Here is a 22,065-nt window from a genome sequence, read left to right as displayed (position 1 = left end):
CACCGCAGCAGTTCCTCCCGTCACCGCGGGCCGGGGTTCCCAGGTGCCGTCCAGGCTCAGGGGGGATCATGGGTGGCATGCCCACCCTGCCCGGCTCCGGTCCCGCTCCGACGGAGGCCCACCTGCTCGTCGTCGACGACGAGCCGAACATCCGCGAGCTCCTCACGGCGTCCCTGAGGTTCGCCGGCTTCGAGGTCACTCCCGCTGCCGACGGCAACGAGGCGCTGCGCAGGGCGGGCGAGAACCGGCCCGACCTCGTGGTCCTCGACGTCATGCTCCCCGACATGGACGGGTTCACCGTGCTGCGCCGGCTACGCGCCCACGACGAGTCCCTCCCCGTGCTGTTCCTCACCGCTCGCGACGACCTCTCCGACAAGGTGCACGGGCTGACCGTCGGCGGGGACGACTACATCACCAAGCCGTTCAGTCTCGAGGAGGTCGTCGCGCGGATCCGCACGGTCCTGCGCCGGGTCGGCATCACGGGCCCCGAGCAGGACCCGATGCTGCGCTACGCGGACCTCGAGATCGACCAGGACGCCTACGAGGTCCGCCGGGCCGGGGTGCTCGTCAACCTCGCGCCCACCGAGTTCAAGCTGCTGCGCTACCTCCTCGTCAACGCCGAGCGGGTGGTGTCCAAGGCGCAGATCCTCGACCACGTCTGGGAGTACGACTGGCACGGGGAGGCGACGATCGTCGAGTCCTACATCTCCTACCTGCGGCGGAAGATCGACTCGGCCGAGTTCCTCGGGCTCGAGGGTGAGGCGGCCGAGGATCTCGTGCCGCTCATCCACACCCGGCGCAACTTCGGCTACGTGCTGCGCCGCCCGGCCGGCTGATGCACGCGCTCGGACGGCGCCGGGGCACGCCCACGCCCAGGGAGGGCCTGTCCCTGTCGGCACGGCTCGTCGTGGCCACGGTCCTCCTGCTCGGGCTCGGGCTCGGCCTCGCCGGCGCCACCGTGATCGCGGTGCTGCGCAGCCAGCTCGTCGACCAGCTCGACGACAACCTGCACGACACGGTGGACACGATCGCCCAGCAGGATCTCGAGGACCTCCGCTCGGGCGGCGACCAGGTGGTCCCCACCCGGTACGTCGTCAGCATCGCCCTCGAGGGCGAGAGCACGCAGACGGTCGCCCACCCCCGCACGTCGTCGGTGGTGGGTCTGCCCGTCCTGCCCGACGAGCCCACGACCCACCCCACGTCGCTGCGCGGCACCGATCCGGCCGTCACCTGGCGGGCGCTCGCCCTGCCGCTCGTCAACACCGCCGGCGACCAGGTCGGGGTGCTGACGATCTCCACCCCGATGGACGAGCTGTCCGCCACCGTGCAGCAGACGGGCAAGTACGTCGTCCTCATCTCCGTCTCGCTGGTGGTGCTGGGCGCGACCGGCGGGTACCTGCTCATCCGGCACGAGCTGCGCGACCTGCGCGCCATCGAGCGGACGGCGGGAGCGATCGCGGCGGGCGACCTCACACGCCGCGTGGCCCCCGGGGCGCCGGGCACCGAGATCGGCAGCCTGTCCTCGTCCCTGAACTCGATGCTCGCCCAGATCGAGCGGGCGTTCGCGGCCCGCTCCGCGTCCGAGCGACGCATGCGCCGGTTCGTCGCCGACGCCTCCCACGAGCTGCGCACCCCCCTTGCCACGGTCCGGGGCTACGCCGAGCTCCACCGGATGGGCGGCGTGCCGGAGAGCGAGGTGCCGGCGGCGATGGGTCGGATCGAGGCGGAGGCGCGGCGCATGGGCACCCTCGTCGAGGATCTGCTCACGCTCGCCCGGATCGACGAGGACCGGCGCCTCACGCTGTCCGACGTCGACGTCACGGACCTCGCCCGCGACGCCGTGCGCGACCTGCGTGCGCTCGACCCGACCCGCAGGGCCACGCTCCTGCCGCTCCCGGGAGCCTCCGGACCGACGGTCGCACGGGCCGACGCCGACCAGCTGCGCCAGGTCTTCGCCAACCTCGTCGGCAACGCGGTGCGGCACACGCCGGAGGGCACCGACGTCGAGATCCTCGTCGGGCTGCGACGGGCCGATCCCGCCGCTCCCCCGGCCGGTGCGTCGGCCGCTCCCCCGGTAGGTGGGTCGGCGGCTCCTCCCGCGGGTGCGTCGGCCGCTCCCCCGGCCTCAGGATCACCGTCCGGCGGCCCGATCGGCGGCGAGGTCGGCGGCCCGGTGGGCTCGCCGGTCGGCAGTCCCGCACCGGCCGGTGGCCCGCTGCCGGGCGGGGCCGCGCCGGTCGGCGCACACTCACCGGACGGCGGGGCCCCGACCGGCGTCTGGGCCGCCACCGGTCAGCTCGGTCCGCTGCCTGACGGTCGTGGCGACGCCGCACGGACGACCACCGACGACGCCGCACGGGCACGCTCCTCCGACGCGGGCACCGGCGGCCCACACGCAGCAGGCCCCCCGACGGCCGACCCGGCCGCGGCCGGCCGGCCCTCCGGCGACGCCCCCTCGGCCGATGACGACGCACCGCCCCGTGGAACCGACGCACGCGCGGCGTCCCGCGCGGAGGAGCCCGAGCCCACCGTGCCGCGCCAGGCTCTCCGGCGCGGCGGCGACCGGCCGGCCGTCCGGGTGCCCGACCGTCGGCTGCTCGGGCTGCTCGCCGGCCGTTCGGCGTCGTCGGTGCCGACCGCCGCGTTGCCCGAGCACGCCCCGGAGCAGGACGAGATCGTGCTGCGCGTGCAGGACCACGGGCCCGGCATCCCCGCGGAGGAGGCCGGTCGCGTGTTCACGCGCTTCTACCGGATCGACCGGTCCCGTGCCCGGTCCGCCGGCGGGGGCTCCGGGCTGGGGCTGGCGATCGTCGCCTCGGTGGCTGGTGCGCACGGTGGGAGCGCCCGGGTGCTCCCGACGCCCGGCGGAGGTACGACGGTCGAGCTCACGCTGCCCGTCGCGGGCCCGTCGGGCGGGATGCTCACCGGCGACGAGCAGGCCCCCGTCGCGGTCTAGCTCCGTGCGACCGCCCCGGGCCCGCACGGCCCGGGGCGTCCGTCACCACTCGCGGTGCGCGGGGAGCAGCGTGCCCGGGTTGAGCCGGCGGTGCGGGTCGGCCGACCCGAGCAGGCCCACCATGAGCTCGACGCCCGCCTCGGAGATGTCGGCCTCCATCCAGGGCGCGTGGTCCGTTCCCACACCGTGGTGGTGGGACAGGGTGCCGCCGCCGTCGATGAACGACTGCTGGATCGCGGACTTCAGCTGCCAGTACTGCTCGAGCGGGGGCGCGGCGCCGTCGGCGTCGTCGGCCGGGAAGGCGAACGTGAAGTACAGGCACGCACCCGAGTGGTAGCTGTGCGAGAGGTGGCACATGATGTATCCGCGCACGCCGAGGGCGTCGTAGGTCGCGCGCGCGGCGGTGACGGTGCGCTCGTAGATGCCGCGCAGCCTGGCCCAGGGCGCCGCGGTCTCGGAGACGTCGGCGAGCGCCCCCATGTCGAGGAGGAAGTCGCGGATGTAGGGGGTGTCGAACTTCTTCTGGTCATACAGCGCCCCCGGGCCCGTCCCGAGCGGGATGCCCCCGTGCCGGCCGACGATCCTCCCGACGGCCCTGCGCTGGTAGGCGACGTGCTTCGGGGAGCCCTCGTACCCGACGTAGCTGAGGCAGACCTGGTCGAGGTCCCAGCCGCGCCTGGCCAGCAGGTCGAAGATGCCGGTGGAGATCTTGCCCTTGATCCCGGTCTGCGCCTTCTGCGTGGACAGCGAGAACTGGGTCTCGGCCGGGTCGGAGACGCGGGTGATCGAGGGGTGCACGTCCGAGGTCGAGATCTCGCGCATGGCCTCCAGCGCCGAGCCCCAGCTCTGGTACAGGTAGGCGACGACCAGGCGCTTCTCGGGGAGCCGGTGGACGTGGATCCACACCTCGGTGATGACGCCGAGCCGCCCCTCGGAGCCGATGATCATCTCGCGCACCGACGGGCCGGTCGACGTCGACGGCAGCGGTCGCAGCGAGACGACCCGGCCCGGGAGCACCGAGCGCAGCCCGCGGGTGATGTCGGCGATGTCGCCGTACCGGTCGGACTGCATGCCGGAGCTGCGGGTGGCGACCCACCCGCCGAGCGTGGAGTGGCGGAACGAGTCGGGCTGGTGCCCGGACGTCCAGCCCCGGGCCCCGAGCTGCTCCTCCAGGTCCGGGCCGAGGACGCCGGCCTGGACGCGGGCCAGGCCGGAGGTCTCGTCGATCTCGAGGACCTTGTTCATCCGCCCCATGTCGAGCGAGACGACCGGCCGGGTCTCGCCCGGCTCGGGCGTGAGCGAGCCCGAGATGTTGGACCCGCCGCCGAACGGGATGATCACCGCGTCGGCCGCGTCAGCGAGGTCGACGACGGCGCGCACCTCGTCCTCGTCGCCGGGGTACACGACGACGTCGGGCACCCGCGGGAGGTCGCCCGCGCGGACCCGGACGAGGTCCGAGATGCCCTTGCCATAGGTGTGGACGACCCGCTCCATGTCGCCGGTGACGACGTGGGTCTCCCCGACGGCGGCGCGCAGCTCGTCCGCGAGGGCGTCCGGCAGGCGCGGGGCGGGCACCTCGAGGTCCTCGAAGCGGGGCGGCGGCGTGCCGCCCAGGGAGAGGTCGAGGCCGACCTTGTCCAGCACGAAGGGGGCGAAGTTCGGCTTGTTGTCGTGGGTGAACGTCACACCCTCGACTCCCCATCCCCACCACTTCTGGTGCTGGACCTCGGTCATGATGCCTCCTCCTGGCCGTTCCTGCGGCCGACGGTTCCGGTCCCGCGGGCGACGACGACGTCCGGGGTCCGCGCCCGGTACATGGCGGCCACCTGCGCCTGGATGCGCTCGTTGAACTCCCGGATGCGCTCGCCACGGCGCGGACGCAGCGGCCGGCCGATCACGACCTTGAGGTGCGGCCGGCCGCGGGAGACGAAGGACTGCCCCACGGGCATCGCCTCGTGGAAGCCGATGAGCGCCACCGGTATGCAAGGGATGCGGCGCGTGACGCACAGCGCGGCGACGCCCGGCTTGAACCGGGCCATCTCGCCGGTCCGCGACCGGGTGCCCTCGGGGAAGATGAGCAGCGGGACGCCGGCGTCGACGAGGCGTGCGGACAGGCCGGCCTTGCGGCGGTTGCCGGAACGGTCCACCGGGTAGGTGTTGAAGAACAGTGCCGTGAGGACCCGGGTGAGCCGCCTGGTGTAGAACGTGTCGCCGGCGGCGGCGGTGGCGACCCGGCCCGCGTGCTGCCAGGGCATGGTCGCGTGGATGACGGCGGCGTCGAGGTGGGAGCTGTGGTTCGGGGCGACGACGAACGGCCCCCGCACGCCCTGCAGGTTCTCGCGGCCGACGACGTCGATGCGCGTCACCGTGTGCAGGAGCGCGTTGAGCGGCCCCTTCTGGGCGACGACCCGGCCGGCGCGCCAGAAGCCCGAGGTGTACTGCAGCAGGCTCTCGCCGGCGGCGTCGACGAGCCGGCTCGCGGCCTTGCGCGCGGCGAGCGCCGCCTGGTGGGCGTGCTGGCGGGTGGTCGGCGCCGGCGCGGCGGCGTCCCCGTCGTCCGCGCGGTGCATCGGTGCTGCGCTCATCGTCTGCCTCCCTGGATGATGCGGGAGACCGCCCGCACGGCGGCCTTGGGCCCGCGCTCCGCCGCGAAGGCGATGACCTTGTAGCGCAGCGACGGCACCACGCGGTAGTCGCCCTGCTCGGCGGCGTCGAGCGACTCGACGACGACCTGGTCGGGGTCGAGCCACAGGGCGTCCGGGATCTTCCCCGTCGACATCCCGGCCCGCTGGTGGAACTCGGTGCGCACCCACCCGGGCAGCACGCACGTGACGGTGACGCCGGTGCCCTCGAGCTCGGTGGCCAGCGACTCGGCCCAGCTGTTGGTCCACGCCTTGATGGCGGAGTAGTGGCCGGTGGCGATCATGCCGGAGATCGAGCCGATGGGGATGATCACGCCGTGGCCACGCGCGGTCATGGCGCGTGCGGCGGCGGCACCGGTGTCCAGGACGGCCCGGACCATGAGGTCGATCGCGGCGTGGTGCGGTGCCGTGTCCTCGGCCGCGAGCGGCGTGTACAGGCCGTGGCCGGCGTTGGCGACGTAGACCTCGACCGGTCGGTCCTCGTCGGCGAGGCGGCCGCACACGGCGTCGGAGCCCTCGCGGGTGGACAGGTCGGCGACCATCGTCTCGACGTCGACGCCGAGCGCCCCGAGCTCCGCCGCGATGGTCCCGAGGCGGCCCTCGTCGCGGGCGACGAGGACGAGGTCCAGGCCGCGCAGCGCGAGCCGGCGGGCGAAGGCGAGCCCGATGCCGGACGTTCCGCCGGTGACGAGCGCGCGCCCGCGGAGCCGGGCCGTCACGACCGCGTCCCCCGCACGGCGCGCCACACCGGCGCGAGCCGGGACTCGGCGGTGCCGGTCCAGCTGACCACCGGCCAGCGCCGGGCCCGCGCGAACGCGTACAGCGCGGCGTCGGGGTTGACCGCGGTGGGGTTGCCCACGACCTCGAGCCACGGGCGGTCGGCGTAGGCGTCGCCGTACGCGAAGGAGCCCGACAGGTCCCAGCCGTGCTCGCGCGCCGTGCGGTGGAGCCAGGCGGCCCGTGTCTCGCCCACGAGCGGAGAGACCTCGAGGTGCCCGGTCCAGCGTCCGTCGTCGTCGACCTCCATGCGACCGGCGACGATGTGGTCGAACAGGTCGTGCAGGGGCTCGACGAACACGTCGATCTCGCCGGTGACCAGCACGGTGCGGTGGCCCGCGGCGCGGTGCTCGGCGATGCGGGCGAGCGCCTCGGAGTGCAGGTTGGCGCGCAGCGACGGGGCGAGTCGCTCCTGGACGAGCGCCCGCATCCGCGCGTCGGGCACGCCCTCGTAGCGGCGCATCACCGAGCGGATGAACTCGCCGCGGTCGTGCCGGTCGGCGGTGAGGAAGCCCGGGGCCTTCGAGACCACCTCGAGGACCGAGCGGGGCCAGGAGCCCGGGGACTTCGCGGTGAGCTCGGCCCACAGGAGGTGCTCGACCGGCGTCGAGCGGGCGATCGTCCGCTGCAGGTCGAACACGGCGACGACGTCCTCACGCCGGGCGAGGTCCGCACCGGCGGTCGGGCGCACGCCCTGCGACGCCGCGCGGCGCTCGCGCATGAGGCCGGGCACGTTCGGGATGTGCACCTCCTGGAGGTACACCTGCCAGTCGATCGCGGCGACGTCGAACCCGTGCTCGGCCCGCCGCTCCTCGGGCAGCGAGTGGTGCAGCTCGCGCGTGCGGCGGTCGTCGAAGATCACCTCGGTCTGCGTGTAGGGCTGGTAGAGCTCGGTGAACTTGCGCAACGTGCGCAGGTCGCGGCCGGCCTTGTACAGGGTCGAGGACCAGCTGCGCGACCGCGGGGAGCCGGGCAGCGCGGAGACCGCGCGGTCGGCGAGCTGGACGAGGCGCTCGCGGCGGCCGAGGCCGCGCTCGACGGCCCGTCCGTGCGGGAACGACCAGGTGGGGACCGTGACCTGCTCACCCTCGGCGTCGGAGAGCGGGTGGTCCTGGAAGTACTCGCGCACCAGGCTGTACAGGCGGCCGAACCGCAGGGGGTTCGTCAGGCCGGAGCCCACCTGGTAGTACGCGGGCGCGCCCCGCTCCGGGGGCGCCGCAGCCGCCGCGAGGATGGCCCCGACGACGAAGTCCACCGGGATGACGTCGAGGACGGTGTCGGCGAGCGCCGGGAACTCCGGCAGCAGCCCGCGCCCGTAGGCGGCGATGAGCGGGTCGGCGACCTTGAAGCCGTCGATCCAGCCCGGGTAGGGGTGCCGGAAGGCGGACTCGATGATGGTGGGGCGCACGACGGACAGGCGGTGCTCCGCGCCCCACCGGGTCTCGGCCACCCGCTCCCCGAGCGCCTTGGTGAACGTGTAGACGTCCGGCCATCCGAGCGTCAGGGCGCGGTTCCGGCCCGCGGCGACGAGCTCGTCACGCACGGAGTCCTCGCGCGCCTCCTCGGCGGCGGCCGAGACCGCCTGCGCGCCGGCCCGTCCGTGCTCCCTGGTCGCCCGCTTGAGGACCTCGGCGAGCCGGTCGGCGTCGCGCGAGGCGTGGTCGGCGCGCGTGCGGGCCACGCGGGAGGCGTCCAGCTCGGCCCGCCAGTCGACGTCGTGCTCGAGGGACGTCTCCTCCGAGACCCCCTTGCGCAGGCCGGCGACGTAGGAGGTGGAGACGTGCACGACGTGCGGGTCGGAGCCCGATGCGGCGATCGCGTCGTAGAGCGCGACCGGGCCGGCGACGTTCGAGGCGAACGCCTCGTCGATCGGCAGGTCGAACGAGACGGTCGAGGCGGAGTGCACGACGACGTCGAGGTCGCCCGGCAGGTCCGGGACGCTGCCGAGGTCACCCTCGACGACGGCGACCCGCTCGGCGAGCGCCTGCTCCACGCCCTCGGCCCCCACGCTCTCCCGCCAGGAGGCGAACACCGGCTTGCGGGTGAGCCGGCGGATGCGCTCGGCCCCGCTGATCTCTCCGCGCGCGCGCACGAGCAGCGTCATACGCGTGGTCGGGTACCCCGAGAGGAGTCTCTCGAGCACGGCCTGGCCGACGAATCCGGTCGCGCCGGTGATGAGGACGTGGGCCCCGTCCAACGGTTCAGTCACGCTGGCACTCTACTGGCCGCCGGCGGTGCCGTCGGGCCGAGGGGACGTCGGGTGGCTCTCGTCGCCCGGCGCCGCCCGGACGTCGCGAGGCGGCAGCCCGACGCGCCGTCCGCACGACCTGGAGCGAACGCGGGCCCGCACCGGGTGCGGGCGTGACTAGCATCGTCCGCGCGGACCGCACCGTCCGTGCACGAGGTACCCGACCGGAGAGAAGGCTGCACCCATGGGCGTCACCGACGCTCCCCAGTGGCTCCCGGCCGCGTTCGTGCGCAGCGCCACCGCCGTGGGAGCGACCGCCGGGCCCGCCGACCTCGAGGCCCACGCCCGGGACCTGCTTCAGCGGTGGGCGGCCCCCGGACGACACCACCACGGCCTGCGCCACCTCACGTTCGTGCTCAAGATGGTCGACGAGCTCGCCGAGGAGACGCACCACCCCGACGTCGTGCGGCTCGCCGCCTGGTACCACGGGGTGGTGTTCTCGGTCGCGGAGGAGCACGCGTACCGACGGGCGGCCGGCGAGGACGAGGTCGCGTCCGCCGAGGTGGCCCGGACCGAGCTGGTGCGCCTCGGCGTGCCGCGCGACCTGGCGGACCGGGTCGCCGAGCTCGTGGCTCACCTGCGCGGGCACGAGGTCGACCGGCGGGACATCGACCAGCTCGCCCTGGCCGACGCCCACCTGGCGGTGCTGGCGAAACGGCCGCAGGAGTACAAGGCCTACCGGCAGACGGTGCGGGCCGAGTACGCGCACATCCCCGCCCGGCACTACCTCCAGGCACGCCTGGCGATCGTCGAGACCCTGCTCGACCGGCGCCGCATCTTCGGCAGCCCGCTGGCGGCCGACTGGGAGGACGCGGCACGGGAGAACCTCTCCTCCGAGCGCGCGATCCTGCGCGCCGAGCTCGACGGACTCGGCGGCTCGGGCCCCGAGGGAGACCTGTCCACGGCGGAGGCCGCCGCAGGCGGCCCCGGGCCGGTGCCCCCGGTCCGGCACCGTCCGGGCACGTTCCATCACGCTCCGGTCCCCCCGCCGGGCTCTGCGCCCGTGGTCGCTGCCGGTCCCGCGTCCGGACCCGAGCTGGTGCCCACGCCAGGGCCGGCGCCCGGACCCGACCCGGCGCACGCGACCGGACCGACGCCCCCGCCCGGTCCGGTGCATGCGACCGGACCGACGCCGACGTCGACCCTCGAGATGGGGCCGGACGAGATCCTCGCCCGGCCCCGGACCCGCGGCGGTCCCGGGCCGGGGACCGGCCCGCGCCGTGTGCACGAGGACGAGGACGAGAACGACCTCGCCGCGCGCTCGGGGATGGAACGCGGCCCCGACGATGCCCCCGGTCGTCGCAGGCGCTGACCCGGCGCCGTCCCCACAGGCCTGTCCGGCCCCTCGTTGCCCACAGGTCGCGGCCCGACCGGCACGGCCGTCGCGCGGCGCTCGTAGCGTCGCCCGCGTGGTCCCGCAGCGGGCGGGGCCGGGACGGGGGTAGTCATGGCACGGTTCCAGGTCGACAGCGGCGAGGTCGCCACGGCGGCCGCGCAGGTACGGACGACGGCGAGCTCGGTGCGCGGAGAGGTCGCGGCGATGATGGCGCACCTGGTGGCGCTGCAGAGCACGTGGACCGGCGGGGCGTCCGTCGCGTTCGGCACGTGCGCCGACCAGTGGCGCACCGTGCAGTCGCAGGTCGAGGCCAATCTCGACCAGATCTCGCTCGCGCTCGACTCGGCGGCCCGGGGATACGACGAGGCGGAGTCGGCGGCTCACGGCATGTTCGCCGTGTGACGCGGCGCGTCAGGGCCCGCGCGCCCTGACCGACGCGGCAGAGCACGGCCGCAGCGCCAGGGCCCGGCCGGCGGCCGGGCCCACCAGTCCGCCCGACGGGCGTGGGCACCTAGCATCGGGCCATGGCGCTGCTCGTGGACGACCCGTTGTGGCCCGCCCATGGGATGACCTGGGCGCACCTCGTCTCGGACACCTCGCTCGAGGAGCTGCACGAGTTCGCACGCAACCAGGGCCTTCCGCCGCGCTCCTTCGACCTCGACCACTACGACGTGCCGGCGAGCGCGCTGGATCGGCTCGTGGCCGCCGGGGCGAAGCACGTCGACCGTCGCACACTGGTCACGAGGCTCGCTCGGTCCGGACTGCGGGTCCGCCGGGTGCGCCGGGAGGACGAGCGGCACGCCCGGCGCGCCGAGGAGCTCGCCACGCGGTGGGCTCGGCTCGGCTCGGCCCTGGCGCGGCGGTCGGCCACCGAGGACGAGGACGCCGCGCCCACCGACGGTTCATCGACGGCCGCCGGCACCGACGCGGCGTGGCGGGATCTCGGCAGCGACCTCCTCGAGCGCTGGCAGGAGCCGCACCGCCGCTATCACGACCTCCGGCACCTGGAGGCCGTCCTCCTCGACCTCGACGAGCTCGCCGCGGACGGGGCCGAGATCACCGTGGCCGTCGAGCTGGCCGCGTGGTTCCACGACGCCGTGCACGAGGGCCGCACCCCCGACGACGAGCGCGCGTCCGCCGAGCTCGCCCGGGCCGCGCTCGCCTCGCCCGCGATCGACCCGACCGGCTCGGGCGACCTCGCCGACGAGGTCGCCCGCCTCGTCCTCACGACGGCGGAGCACGACGGGACCGACCGCGACGCCGCCCTGCTCGGCGACGCGGACCTGGCGATCCTCGCGTCGTCACCCGTGCGCTACGAGCGGTACGCGCGCGACGTGCGCGCCGAGTACGCGCACGTCCCCGACGAGGCGTTCGCCTCCGGCCGGTCGGCGGTCCTCACCGCGCTGACCGGACGCGGGACGATCTTCGCGACCCCGGAAGGACGTGCGCGGTGGGAGGAGCGCGCCAGGCACAACGTCGCCGCCGAGCTGGACCGGCTCGGCCGGCGACCCGGCACCTAGGTAGCCGCTCCTAGGTACCCGAGTCGTCCGTCCGGTGCCCGCGGGGCAGACCCAACGGGTGCGGCGCGGCCGCCGGCAGGCCCATGGCCACGAGGGCGACGGCGATCCCGAGGATGACCAGGCTGCCGGGGAGCCAGTCGCCGGAGAGTCCGAAGATCGCGCCCAGGGCGATCGGGCCGAGGGCAGCGAGCGCGTAGGCGACGGACTGGACCATGGCGGACACGCTCCGGCCGTGGTCGGCGTCGACCGGCCGTACCGCGACGAGGGTGAGCGCGGTGCTGATGCCGACCCCCTGGCCGGTTCCGGCGATCACCACCCACAGCGGCCAGAGCTGGGGCGCGAGCAGCAGCCCCAGCGAGGCGAGGATCCACATCGCCCCCGGGAGGGGCGAGACCCGCCGGTAGCTCCCGAGCGCCCGGGCGATCAGCGGGCTGGTGAGCGACCCGACGATCCCGACCAGGAAGAAGATGCTGAGCGCGACCCCGCCCTCGGCCCGGGTGGCCCCCGCCCGGTCGGCGAGGATCGCGGGCAGCCACGCGGCCGCCACGTAGAAGAGCGCGGACTGGGCCCCGAAGTACGCCGCGAGCCACCAGGCGGAGCCCTCGGCCCAGGGCGTTCGCCGCCGGGCGCCGGCCGCCGGCACCGCACGCGGCAGCACGTCGAGCGCTGCCCCCGCGCTGTCCGCGCCTCCCCCGCGGTCCGCCCGTGCGGCACGCATGCGCAGCAGCCACAGCACCGTGGCCAGCAGCGCCGGCACCGCCACCACGGCCAGCGTGGTCCGCCACCCGAGCAGCTGCTCGGCGTCGACGGCCACGAGCGAGGAGAGTGCCGCGCCCAGCGACAGCGAGGCGGTCGAGAGCGGCATGAGCGTGCCGACCCGGGCGGACGCGTCGCGACGGACCACCACCGGCTGCAGCACGTTGGCCACGGTGATCGCGGCTCCGACCGCGACGGTGCCGGCGAACAGCAGCACGACGCCGCTCCACGGTCGGACGGCAGCCGCGACCGCGAGAAGTACCAGCCCGCCGAGCATCGTCCGGTCGGTGCCGAACCGGCGGACGAGGGCCGGGACGACGAGCCCGACAAGGGCGAAGCACACCAGCGGGACGGACGTCAGGGCGCCGGTGAGCGCAGGTCCCATGCCGAGGTCGGCCGCCACCCGGTCCTGGACCGGCGGGATCGACGTGATCGCCGGGCGCTGGTTGAGCCCGATGACGAGGACCGCGGCGACGAACAGACCGAGGCCCGCCCCGGAGGGGGCGGGCCTGCGGCTGGAGCGGTCCCGGGGCTTCACCCGGCGACGTTCACGGTGGCGGGTTCCATACCGTCAGAACCCTGTGGCGCCCGGACCGTCGGGGAGGACGCTCGCCGGGGCGCCCCCACGACCCCCTGTCGTGCCGTGCCCGTGCGCCTCGGCGTCGGCAGCGGCCTGCTGGTCCGCGGTGCGGCCCTCGGCGTAGATGTACTCCTGCCCCTCGCCCCGGTACCCGTTCTTGGCCTTCTGGACGAGCGTGTGCACGTGCGTGCGCAGCTCGGCGAAGCGCGGGTCGTTGCGGGTGACCAGCTGGGAACGCTCGTCGGGCAGGTCGACCACGACGTCCTCGAGGATGATCGTGGGCCGGTGGGAGAGCACCAGGACACGCTGGCCGAGGTAGATCGACTCGTCGATGTCGTGCGTGACGAACAGCAGCGACATGCCCAGCCTGCTCCACAGCTCGCGGACCAGGTCCTCCAGGTCGGCGCGGGTCTGCGCGTCCACGGCCGCGAACGGCTCGTCCATCAGCAGCACGTGCGGCTCGTAGGCCACGGCGCGCGCGATGGCGACGCGCTGCTGCATGCCGCCGGAGAGCTGCCACGGGTAGGAGTGGGGCACGTCGGACAGGCCGACCGCCTCCAGGGCCGCGGTGACCTTCTCCTTGCGCTCCGCCTTGGGCATCCCCCGCTCCTTGAGCGGCAGCTCGACGTTCTTGTAGACCGTCAGCCACGGGAACAGCGAGCGCGCGTACTCCTGGAAGACGACCGCCATGCCCTTGGGCGGGGCGTTGATCGTGTCGCCCTCCATGACCAGGTTCCCGCTGGTGGGCGGCAGGAGTCCTGCGATCGACCGCAGGAGCGTGGTCTTGCCGGCGCCCGACGGGCCGACGATGCAGACCATCTCGCCGGCCTTGAGCGAGAAGGAGATGTCACGGATCGCCTCGTTGGCGTCGGGGCCGGAGCCGTAGACCTTGTTGAGGTTGGTCACCGTGAGGATCTCGGTGCCGCGTTCGGCGCGGTGGGTGGACATCAGTTACCTCCTCGCTGGGCCCGGCGCAGGCCGGTGTACCAGGACAGCACGAAGTGCTCGACGACACGGAAGATCAGGGACAGGATGACGCCGACGACTCCGAGCAGGATGATGCCGGTCCACATCTGGGGGATCGCGAAGCTCCGCTGGAACTGCACGATGGTGAAGCCGAGGCCGTTGTTCGCGGCGAACATCTCCGAGATCACCATGAGGATGATCCCGATCGACAGCGCCTGCCGTGCCCCGGCCATGATCTGCGGGCTCGCACCGCGCAGGAGCAGCGTGGCGATCCGCGTCTGCGGCCGCAGCCGGTAGACGCGGGAGGTGTCACGCAGCAGCTCGTCCACGCCGCGCACGCCCTCGATGGTGTTGAGCAGGATCGGCCACATGCAGCCCATCGCGATGACGAAGATCTTCATCGGGTCCCGGATGCCCAGGAACAGCATGAGGACCGGGACCAGCACCGGCGGCGGGATAGCCCGGAAGAACTCCAGCGTGGGCTCGAGGAACGCCCGCAGCCTCGGCGAGGACCCGATCATCATGCCCAGCAGGATGCCCACGACGACGGCGAACCCGTAGCCGATGAGCAGTCGCTCGACCGAGGGGATCACGTCGGTGAAGATGCGCCGACCGGTGCCGCGCTCGTCGAGCCACGTCGGCCGGAACTCGCTGATGATGCGTTCCAGGGACGGGAAGAACGGGTTCGTGGAGCCCGCGGAGAGGAACCACCAGGCGGCGATGAGAGCGATCGGCAGCGCGAGCGCGATGACGATCTTCAGCCACAGCGGCCGACCCTTCTTCTTCCGCCGCCTGGCCGGCGGGGTCGGTGCCGAGGCCCCCATCGGGGCGCCGGTGCTCACGTCAGGTGTCGTGGTCATCAGCCGTTCGCCTCCCGTCGGACCGAGGTGTGCCAGAAGAGCAGCCGCTTCTCGACCGCCCGGGCCAGCAGGTTGACGCAGACCCCGAGGAGCCCGGTGACCAGGATCAGCCCGTACATCGACGCCACCGCCCCGGACTGCTGCGCGACCGAGATGAGCTTGCCCAGGCCCGGCGTGCCGATGATCAGCTCACCGGTGATCGTGAGGATCAGCGCCACGGACGCGGCCAGCCGGAATCCGGTGACGACGTAGGGCAGCGCGGTGGGCCACACGACCTGGTAGGCCTGGACCCACCACCGGAACCTGTACGACCGCGCCGTGTCACGGGCGACCGGGTCGACGTCCTGGGCCCCGTACATCACCTGCAGGAGCACCTGCCAGAACGACGCGTAGACCACCAGGAGCAGCGTCGAGGGCCGGTCCGTGCCGAGCGTGAGCACGACCAGCGGGATCAGCGCCACGGACGGGATCGGCCGGAGGAACTCGATCGTGGACTGCGTGAGGTCCTTGACGATCTGCATCGAGCCGATGACCATCCCCAGCACCGTGCCCGCGACCATCGCGATCGCCAGCCCGAGGAACCAGGTCACCAGGGTGTCGCCCAGCGCGAACCAGAACTCGCCGCCCTGGACGCGCTCGGCCAACGAGGAGATCCACTCCGAGAACGGCGGCAGGAACCGGGGGTTGACCACCCCGGTGCGCGGGAGGAGCTCGGCCAGGGCGATGACCAGCAGGATCCCGGCAACACCGAGCATCCGCTTCTCGCGCGCCGCGCGCGCCTTGCGTCGTCGGGCCGGCTTCACGGAGGCGGGGACGACGACCGTCATGATCGATCACCCCTTCCACCGGGGGGACGTACGGGCCGCACGGGGCCGGTCAGGGCCCCGGCGTTCCGCGAGGGGATGGCACGCATGCGAATGAACTCCTTCGTTCGTGGAACTGCCGAGCGTGATCGGCCCGGCCGACTGTAGCGGTTCGGGCACGCACGCCCGCCCGCCGACCGGATGCCGTCGTACGCCCCCTCGCGCCGGCCGCCCGGGGGCGTCAGTCCGTGGGCGCGCCCTTGACCGCGAGCACGGGGACGTCGGCCTTCATGAGGATCTGCTGGGCGTTGGACCCGAGCAGGAGCTTGCCCACCTGCGAACGTCGGCGCAGGCCGATGACGATGAAGTCGGCGTTCTCCTGGCTCGCGACCTCGACGAGGTCGTCGGCCGGGTCCTGTCCCCTGATGAGCGTGCGCAGCTCGTGGTCCACACCCTCCGCCTCGAGCTCCGTGCGCACCCGGGCGAGGTCGTCCTCGAACCGGACGGACTCCTCCGGGTCCCACGTTCGCCCGCCGTGCTGGGAGTTGACGACGATGAGCTTGGACTGACGCAGCTTCGCCTCGGCAGCCGCACGTCGCAGGGCGGAGCGCCCCTCCGGGGTCGGTACGTATCCCACGACGATCGACATGGGCGGACTCCTCTCGCTGGGGCCTGTGCCCGGCGACTTCGCCGAGGCTCGTCACATCATACGAACGCGCCGTGTGCACTACAGCCACGGGGGCAGCTCCGGGACCTGGTCGCCCTCGGCGTCCAGGCGCAGCGCGCCGCGTCCGGTCACCCACCGCACGAGGTCGGCCTGGGCGCCGGCGACCCGGCGGCCGCCCGCGCCGACCACGGTCTGCCCGGGCCGGTCGGTCGGGTCCAGCACGACGTCGGGGGTGGTCCCCTTGCGATCCCACACCGCGAGGACGTCCCCGGAGAGGCGGTCGAGCAGCTCCGGCGGGAAGTCGCGGTAGGACCCGTGGTTGTCGAGATCGACGGCGTGGATCCAGACCTCGCGCGTACGCATCCAGGCGGTCTCCCGCACCGGGACCGTCCGGCCCTGGGCGGTGACGACCTCGTGGTCCCACTGCTCGTCCGTGAGGTCGCGCCACTCCACGTTCAGGTGCACGGCGGAGTGGTCGATGAGGTGGCGCAGCGCGACCGGCGGCAGGGTGGCGCCGAGCTCGATCTCGGCGTCGCGCTGCCCCGGGGCGTACATCGGCGTCTCGACGCCGGTGCGGGCCCACTCCGTCAACCGGGTGAGGGCGCGCGCGTTGTAGCCCACGTGCGCGATCAGCTCGCGCCGGGTCCAGCCGAGCAGGCTCGGGCCGTCCAGCTCGTCGTCGGTCAGCTCGCGCAGCTTGCGCAGGAAGTACGCGGTGCCGGACCTGGCCCAGCCCAGCTCCTGCTTCGGGGCCTCCTCGGCGTCGTAGCGGGCGCCGGAGCCCTGGCGCTCCCTGAGCTCCTGGAGGGCGGCCTCGTCGTAGGGGGTGGTCATGCACGCACCGCCTGGTTGGCGACCTCGCCGACGCCGTCGATCGTCACGGTGACCCGCTGGCCGGCCTCGATGTACACACCGGGCTTGCGGGCGTGGCCGACGCCGCCGGGGGTGCCGGTGAGGACGAGGTCGCCCGGGTTCAGCGTGAAGATCGTCGAGATGTAGGAGATCAGCGCGGCGGGGCCGAACACGAGGTCGTCGACCGGGGTGCGCTGCATCTCGCGGCCGTCGAGGCGGGTGACCAGCTCGGCTCCCGCGGTGAGCTCGTCGGGCGTGACGAGGTGCGGGCCCACCGGCGTCGAGGCCTCCCAGGCCTTGCCCTGGAACCACTGGGTGGTGCGGTACTGCCAGTCGCGCATCGTGATGTCGTTGGCCACCGTGTAGCCGGCGATGGCCGCGGCCGCCTCCTCCTCGTCGACCCGCCGCACGGGCGTGCCGACGACGACGGCGAGCTCGCCCTCCCAGTCCACCGCCGGCGACTCGGTCGGCAGGACGATGTCGTCGTAGGGGCCGATCAGCGCGTCGGCGTACTTCGTGAACAGGGTCGGGTACTCCGGGAGGTCGCGACCCATCTCGAGGATGTGGTTGCGGTAGTTCAGCCCGACGCACACGACCTTGCCCGGCGTGGTGACGACCGCGGCGAGGTCGGCGCCGGTGAGGTCGTGGCGCTCCCCGTCGGCGGTGGCGGCCTCGGCGAGCCCGCCCCCGCGCAGGAGGTGGGCGACGTCCCCGTAGCCGGGAACCTCGATGCCGACGTCGCCCTCGACCCGGGCGACGAACGTCCCGCCCCCGCGGCGCAGCGTGGCGAGCCTCATCGGGCACCCCCCTCGAGCTTGGTGCGGGCGAAGTGCAGGCGCTCCATGATCGGCGCGTCCGAGAACCGGAAGAGGTCGAACCGCGACTCCGCCTGCAGCGACCACTCCACCCAGGACGGGACGACGAACATGTCCCCCGTGGCCAGGGAGTGCTCCGTGCCGTCGAGCACGACCTGGCCGGTGCCCTCGAACACCTGGAACACCGTCGAGCCGACCTCTCGGCGGCCCTGGGTGACCGCGCCCGCGCGGAGGCGGTGGAACTCGGCGCGGATGGTCGGCATGACGTCGCCGCCGGTGGTCGGGTTGACGTAGCGGATCGCCGCGTGGCCCTGCTCGACCGTGGCCGGCTGCCCCTCGGACTCCAGCAGGAGCTGCTCGGTGAGCGCCCGGTCGGTGTGCTCCCAGCGGTAGGCGCCGATCGGGGAGGACACGGTGTCCTGCAGGCCCGACAGCGGGCGCAGGCCCGGGTGGGTCCACAGGCGCTCGCCGCGCGAGAAGTTCGGCGTCGCGTAGTCCGTGACCCGCTCGGAGCCGAACTCGAAGAAGCCGACGTCGGTGTAGTGCGAGAACGGGATGTCCAGTCCGTCGATCCAGGCCATCGGCTGGTCGGTCTCGTTGTGGTGCCCGTGGAAGTTCCAGCCCGGGGTGAGCAGGAAGTCCCCGCGCGACATGCGCACGGGATCACCGTTGACGACGGTCCACACCCCCTCGCCCTCGACGACGAACCGGAACGCGTTCTGGGAGTGCCGGTGCTCGGGCGCCGTCTCCTTGGGGCCGAGGTACTGGATCGCCGCCCACAGGGTCGGCGAGATGTAGGCGTTGCCCGGCAGGCCGGGGTTGGACAGGGCGATCGCGCGCCGCTCGCCGCCGCGCCCCACGGGCACGAGGTCGCCCGAGCGCTGCGCGAGCGGGAGCAGGTTGCTCCACCGCCACACGTGCGGCACGGCCTTCGGGGCCGGGTGCATCGGCATGAGCTCGTCCAGCTGCGTCCACAGCGGGATGAGGTTCTCCTTCTCGAAGTCCGCGTACAGCTGACGCAGCTCCGGCGTGTCCTCCGGGGCCATGGCGTTCTCGGTCGAGGCGTGGTCCTGCTGCTCGATGGTCATGACAGGTCTCCTTCGCTGGTCGGTCTCTCAGGCGCCCGTCGGCGCGGTGTCGCTGTCCGGGTAGGCGGCGGGCAGGGGCGGCGGCGGCACGTCGTCCTCGCCGACGACGGGGCCGTACAGCCAGTCGACGAGCGAGTAGTCGGTGATCTCGCGGTTGCTGAAGGCGTGGTCGCGCAGGAGCACGGCGACCGGGTCCTCGACGTGCCAGATGTCGCCCCACACTCGGCCGACCGTCTGGGTCGCCCCCGCAGCGGCGACCCGGTCGGACTCGTAGGCGGCGAGCGCGGCGGCCACGGCGTCGCCCGTCCACTCCCCCTCGATCGCGGCGAGGTGACGCGTGAGCGAGGCGCCGTCGAGGAGCGACTGCCCGGCTCCCTGCGCGAGGTACTGCAGCATCGCGTGGGCGGCGTCGCCCAGGAGGGTCACGCGTCCGGTCGTCCACCGTCGTAACGGCTCGCGGTCCGACATCGGCCACCGGTTGACCCGGCCGAGCGAGGGGATCGCGCCGCTCACGGGCTCCGCGAGGTCGGCATAGGTCGCGTCGAGCTCCTCGGGCGTCCCCCAGTCCTCCTTGCCGTCGAGGTACTCCTGGCTGCGGAAGACCGCGACCTGGTTGTAGAGCTCGCCGGCACGCACGGGGTACTGCACGAGGTGGCACCCCGGGCCCAGCCAGACGTTGACGTCGTCGAGCGCGAGGTGCGCGGGGGCGTCGTCGAGGGGCACGGCGCCGCGGTAGGCGACGTAGCCCGACGGGACGGGCTCGTCGTCGCTGAGCAGACCGCGCACCACAGAGCGCACGCCGTCGGCGCCCACGAGCACGTCGCCGGTGAACCGGCGCCCGTCGGTCGTCACCGCCGTCGCACCGTGCTCGTCGTGCTCGACGTGGTCGACCGCGGCGCTCGTGTGCAGGGCGACGGTGTCGAGCGCACGTGCCGCGTCCACCAGCGCGAAGTGCAGGTCGCTGCGGTGCAGGACGATGTAGGGCCCGCCGTACCGGGCGCGGGCGTCGGCGAGGTCGAGGTGCGTGAGCTCGGCGCCGGAGACCGCGTTGCGGAAGACGAGCCGGTTCGGCACGACGGCGAGGGGCAGGATGTGCTCGAGCACGCCGACCTCGTCGAGCATGCGCGTGATGTTGGGGGCGAGCTGGATCCCGGCGCCGACCTCCCCGAACTCCGGGGCCTGCTCGAGCACCGTCACGCTCACCCCGGCGCGGCCGAGCATGAGTGCCGTGGCCATGCCGCCGATCCCGCCCCCGACGACGACGACCCGTGTGCGGGGCGGGTTCTCGGAACTGCGGTGGTCGCTCATGCGCGCCTCCTCGTTGAAGCCGTGTCGCACGCACGGGTGCGCGCTACATCTGCGCCGACGAACGTCAGCCTACGGGGACCATAGACCGCGTATTCCATTAGTCGCAAGACCCGTCTAGGGTGATTCCATGGAACGGAACAACGCGTCGGCTGCGCCGGCCGTCGTCGAGTCGGTCGACCGTGCCCTCAGGCTGCTCGGCACCCTGGGCACGAACGGTCCGCTCGGCGTGGTCGAGCTCGCCCGGGGGATCGGGGTCGCCCCGTCGACCACCCACCGGCTGCTCGCCACGCTCGCCGCGCGCGACTACGTGGTCCAGCTCGCCGACCGCCGCTACGACGCCGGACCGGCGCTGCTCGCCCCCGGCATCAGCCGCCGCGGCGGCACGGTGGCCGAGGTGGTGCGGCCGTTCCTCGACCAGCTGCTCGAGACGTGCGGGGAGACCTGTCACGTGCTGGTGCGCAGCGGCGCGGAGGTGACGTTCGTCGACGGCGTCGAGTCAGCGCAGGGGCTGCGCGTGACCTCCCGCACCGGGATGACGATGCCGGCCTGGACCACGTCGGGCGGCAAGGCGATGCTCGCCGAGCTGGATATCGAGGACGTCCGCGCCCTCCTCGGCCCTGACGGCGGGGCCGGACCGCGGTCGCGGGTACGGGTGGCGGACCTCGAGCAGGAGGTCGCCCGGATCCGCCACCGGCGCTACGGCCTCAACGAGAACGAGTCCGAGTCCGGTGTGACGGCGATCGGCGCCTCGATCGGCCGGGTCGCCGGTCAGCACGTCGCCCTCACCATGTCGATGCCGAGCGTGCGCGCCACGCCCGAGCTCACCGCGCGACTCGCCACGGCCGTCGTCGCCGTGGCCGATCGCGCCCGGACGGCACTCGCGGGCGACGCCGCGGGCTGAGACCGGCACGGACGTCCGAGCAGGTGCGCGCGTTCCGGCGCGGGCCCGCGCTCGCAGGGACTCCCGGAACCGGTCCACGGGCCACGGATCGTTGGCATCCTTGCGCCATGCACCCGCGCCTCCGCCCCGTCGCCGCCGTCACCGCGGGCCTGCTCGCGCTCCTGCTCGGCGCCTGCGCCGACGACGCGCCGGCCGGCCCGACGGGGGCGCCGGGCGACGAGGTGCCCGTGGAGCGCCCGGACTCCGACGACGGCGACGCGGTCGCCCGCACGACCTCCGCGGAGGGCCTGAGCATGACGGTCCGGCTCGACACGACGGGTGCGGCCGCCGACCCGGCGCAGACCACCCTCGAGGCGATCTACGAGGTGACGAACACCGGCGACACGGACCGGCTGCTCGTGCGCGGCATCGGGGCCACCGCCCCGGGCGCGGAGGAGCTGGCCGCCGACCCGGCCTCGATCCAATCGGCCGTCGAGGTCGACGGCGGCGTGGCGTGGCTGACGAGCCGGTCCGCGCCGGCGACCGTCATCCCCCTCAATGCGCGCGGCATCGTGCTCGCGCCGGGCGAGACCTACGTCAGCCGGGCGTTCGCCCCGCTCCCTCTCGAGCTCGCCGACGGCGCGCGCACGCCGTCGTCGTGGGGCGTGTGCATCGAGCACGGCACGGCGGCTCACGGCGGAGCGACGACGTCGGGACGCGGCCGGGACCTGGGCACGGCGCCGAGCCACGACGGCTCGGGCTCCTTCCCGCTCGTCCTGCTCGACGTCGAGACGCTGGGCTCCATCACGGACCGGCCCGAGCCGATCACCGTGCTCTGCTCGAGCACGGCGCAGGTCCTGCCCGCGCAGGCGCTCCCGGGGGCCACCTGACCCCTGGACCGCCGGGCCGCCAGGTCGCCGGACCGCCGGCCCACCACCACGGACCGACGACGGCGGGCCGCCTCCCGCGTGGGAGACGGCCCGCCGTCGTGGTCCGGGGGTGGACGTCAGC

20 protein-coding genes are annotated in these 22,065 nt (G+C 73.9%); 7 read left to right on the top strand and 13 right to left on the bottom strand.

Features of this window, described 5'->3' with window-relative positions; translation table 11 throughout:
* Window positions 1-77 precede the first annotated feature (77 nt).
* Both ACPYO4_RS04960 and ACPYO4_RS04955 read left to right on the top strand, forming a co-directional pair.
* Window positions 78-836 (top strand): response regulator transcription factor, encoded by a 759-nt coding sequence (locus ACPYO4_RS04960; protein WP_425708108.1) that lies wholly within the window; start codon window positions 78-80, stop codon window positions 834-836.
* The gene (locus tag ACPYO4_RS04955; RefSeq protein WP_425708107.1) at window positions 836-2,956 is read left to right on the top strand and encodes an ATP-binding protein; all 2,121 of its coding nucleotides are present in this window, start codon (window positions 836-838) and stop codon (window positions 2,954-2,956) included. The genes ACPYO4_RS04960 and ACPYO4_RS04955 overlap by 1 nt, the downstream gene beginning before the upstream one ends.
* 42 nt (window positions 2,957-2,998) lie before the next feature.
* Here the strand turns inward: ACPYO4_RS04955 and ACPYO4_RS04950 are convergent, their stop codons facing one another.
* The 4 genes from ACPYO4_RS04950 to ACPYO4_RS04935 are packed head-to-tail and all read right to left on the bottom strand — an operon-like array spanning window position 2,999 to window position 8,584.
* Complete coding sequence (locus tag ACPYO4_RS04950) at window positions 2,999-4,690, bottom strand: FAD-binding oxidoreductase (protein ID WP_425708106.1); 1,692 nt, start codon at window positions 4,688-4,690, stop codon at window positions 2,999-3,001.
* Window positions 4,687-5,541, bottom strand: a complete 855-nt coding sequence (locus tag ACPYO4_RS04945; protein WP_425708105.1) for a lysophospholipid acyltransferase family protein — start codon at window positions 5,539-5,541, stop codon at window positions 4,687-4,689. Before ACPYO4_RS04945 ends, ACPYO4_RS04950 begins: the two co-directional genes overlap by 4 nt.
* Window positions 5,538-6,317, bottom strand: a complete 780-nt coding sequence (locus ACPYO4_RS04940; protein WP_425708104.1) for an SDR family NAD(P)-dependent oxidoreductase — start codon at window positions 6,315-6,317, stop codon at window positions 5,538-5,540. The genes ACPYO4_RS04945 and ACPYO4_RS04940 overlap by 4 nt, the downstream gene beginning before the upstream one ends.
* Window positions 6,314-8,584 carry an HAD-IB family phosphatase gene (locus ACPYO4_RS04935; protein ID WP_425708103.1) on the bottom strand — a complete coding sequence of 757 codons (2,271 nt, stop codon included), beginning with the start codon at window positions 8,582-8,584 and terminating at the stop codon, window positions 6,314-6,316. The genes ACPYO4_RS04940 and ACPYO4_RS04935 overlap by 4 nt, the downstream gene beginning before the upstream one ends.
* A gap of 223 nt (window positions 8,585-8,807) precedes the next feature.
* Here ACPYO4_RS04935 and ACPYO4_RS04930 point away from each other — a divergent pair, with 223 nt between their 5' ends.
* The 3 genes from ACPYO4_RS04930 to ACPYO4_RS04920 all read left to right on the top strand — a co-directional run bounded on the left by ACPYO4_RS04930 (window position 8,808) and on the right by ACPYO4_RS04920 (window position 11,479).
* Entirely contained in the window at window positions 8,808-9,935 is a 1,128-nt protein-coding gene (locus ACPYO4_RS04930; RefSeq protein WP_425708102.1) for an HD domain-containing protein, read from the top strand.
* A gap of 135 nt (window positions 9,936-10,070) precedes the next feature.
* Window positions 10,071-10,361 carry a WXG100 family type VII secretion target gene (locus ACPYO4_RS04925; protein WP_425708101.1) on the top strand — a complete coding sequence of 97 codons (291 nt, stop codon included), beginning with the start codon at window positions 10,071-10,073 and terminating at the stop codon, window positions 10,359-10,361.
* A gap of 122 nt (window positions 10,362-10,483) precedes the next feature.
* Window positions 10,484-11,479 (top strand): DUF4031 domain-containing protein, encoded by a 996-nt coding sequence (locus tag ACPYO4_RS04920; protein ID WP_425708100.1) that lies wholly within the window; start codon window positions 10,484-10,486, stop codon window positions 11,477-11,479.
* A 10-nt stretch (window positions 11,480-11,489) separates the two neighbouring features.
* Here the strand turns inward: ACPYO4_RS04920 and ACPYO4_RS04915 are convergent, their stop codons facing one another.
* The 9 genes from ACPYO4_RS04915 to ACPYO4_RS04875 all read right to left on the bottom strand — a co-directional run bounded on the left by ACPYO4_RS04915 (window position 11,490) and on the right by ACPYO4_RS04875 (window position 20,174).
* Window positions 11,490-12,773, bottom strand: a complete 1,284-nt coding sequence (locus ACPYO4_RS04915; protein ID WP_425708099.1) for an MFS transporter — start codon at window positions 12,771-12,773, stop codon at window positions 11,490-11,492.
* Between the two features lie 33 nt (window positions 12,774-12,806).
* Complete coding sequence (locus tag ACPYO4_RS04910) at window positions 12,807-13,763, bottom strand: ABC transporter ATP-binding protein (RefSeq protein WP_425708098.1); 957 nt, start codon at window positions 13,761-13,763, stop codon at window positions 12,807-12,809.
* Window positions 13,763-14,641, bottom strand: coding sequence for an ABC transporter permease (locus tag ACPYO4_RS04905; protein ID WP_425708097.1), 879 nt, complete (start codon window positions 14,639-14,641; stop codon window positions 13,763-13,765). Before ACPYO4_RS04905 ends, ACPYO4_RS04910 begins: the two co-directional genes overlap by 1 nt.
* Window positions 14,641-15,468, bottom strand: a complete 828-nt coding sequence (locus ACPYO4_RS04900; RefSeq protein WP_425708096.1) for an ABC transporter permease — start codon at window positions 15,466-15,468, stop codon at window positions 14,641-14,643. The genes ACPYO4_RS04905 and ACPYO4_RS04900 overlap by 1 nt, the downstream gene beginning before the upstream one ends.
* A 217-nt stretch (window positions 15,469-15,685) precedes the next feature.
* Window positions 15,686-16,093 carry a universal stress protein gene (locus tag ACPYO4_RS04895; RefSeq protein ID WP_425708095.1) on the bottom strand — a complete coding sequence of 136 codons (408 nt, stop codon included), beginning with the start codon at window positions 16,091-16,093 and terminating at the stop codon, window positions 15,686-15,688.
* A 78-nt stretch (window positions 16,094-16,171) separates the two neighbouring features.
* The gene (locus tag ACPYO4_RS04890) at window positions 16,172-16,945 is read right to left on the bottom strand and encodes a maleylpyruvate isomerase family mycothiol-dependent enzyme (protein ID WP_425708094.1); all 774 of its coding nucleotides are present in this window, start codon (window positions 16,943-16,945) and stop codon (window positions 16,172-16,174) included.
* Window positions 16,942-17,760, bottom strand: coding sequence for a fumarylacetoacetate hydrolase family protein (locus ACPYO4_RS04885; protein ID WP_425708093.1), 819 nt, complete (start codon window positions 17,758-17,760; stop codon window positions 16,942-16,944). Before ACPYO4_RS04885 ends, ACPYO4_RS04890 begins: the two co-directional genes overlap by 4 nt.
* The gene (locus tag ACPYO4_RS04880; RefSeq protein ID WP_425708092.1) at window positions 17,757-18,866 is read right to left on the bottom strand and encodes a cupin domain-containing protein; all 1,110 of its coding nucleotides are present in this window, start codon (window positions 18,864-18,866) and stop codon (window positions 17,757-17,759) included. Before ACPYO4_RS04880 ends, ACPYO4_RS04885 begins: the two co-directional genes overlap by 4 nt.
* A gap of 27 nt (window positions 18,867-18,893) precedes the next feature.
* Window positions 18,894-20,174 carry an FAD-dependent monooxygenase gene (locus tag ACPYO4_RS04875; RefSeq protein WP_425708091.1) on the bottom strand — a complete coding sequence of 427 codons (1,281 nt, stop codon included), beginning with the start codon at window positions 20,172-20,174 and terminating at the stop codon, window positions 18,894-18,896.
* A 127-nt stretch (window positions 20,175-20,301) separates the two neighbouring features.
* Here ACPYO4_RS04875 and ACPYO4_RS04870 point away from each other — a divergent pair, with 127 nt between their 5' ends.
* Window positions 20,302-21,075: an IclR family transcriptional regulator gene (locus ACPYO4_RS04870; RefSeq protein WP_425708090.1), complete on the top strand. Its 774-nt coding sequence runs from the start codon at window positions 20,302-20,304 to the stop codon at window positions 21,073-21,075.
* A 107-nt stretch (window positions 21,076-21,182) separates the two neighbouring features.
* Window positions 21,183-21,944 (top strand): hypothetical protein, encoded by a 762-nt coding sequence (locus ACPYO4_RS04865; protein WP_425708089.1) that lies wholly within the window; start codon window positions 21,183-21,185, stop codon window positions 21,942-21,944.
* Window positions 21,945-22,065: the final 121 nt, after the last annotated feature.

Source organism: Georgenia sp. Z1491, from assembly GCF_049856175.1.
GTDB lineage: Bacteria > Actinomycetota > Actinomycetes > Actinomycetales > Actinomycetaceae > JB111.
The sequence above is the reverse complement of the archived record's forward strand: the minus strand, read 5'-3'. Positions and strand labels throughout refer to the sequence as shown.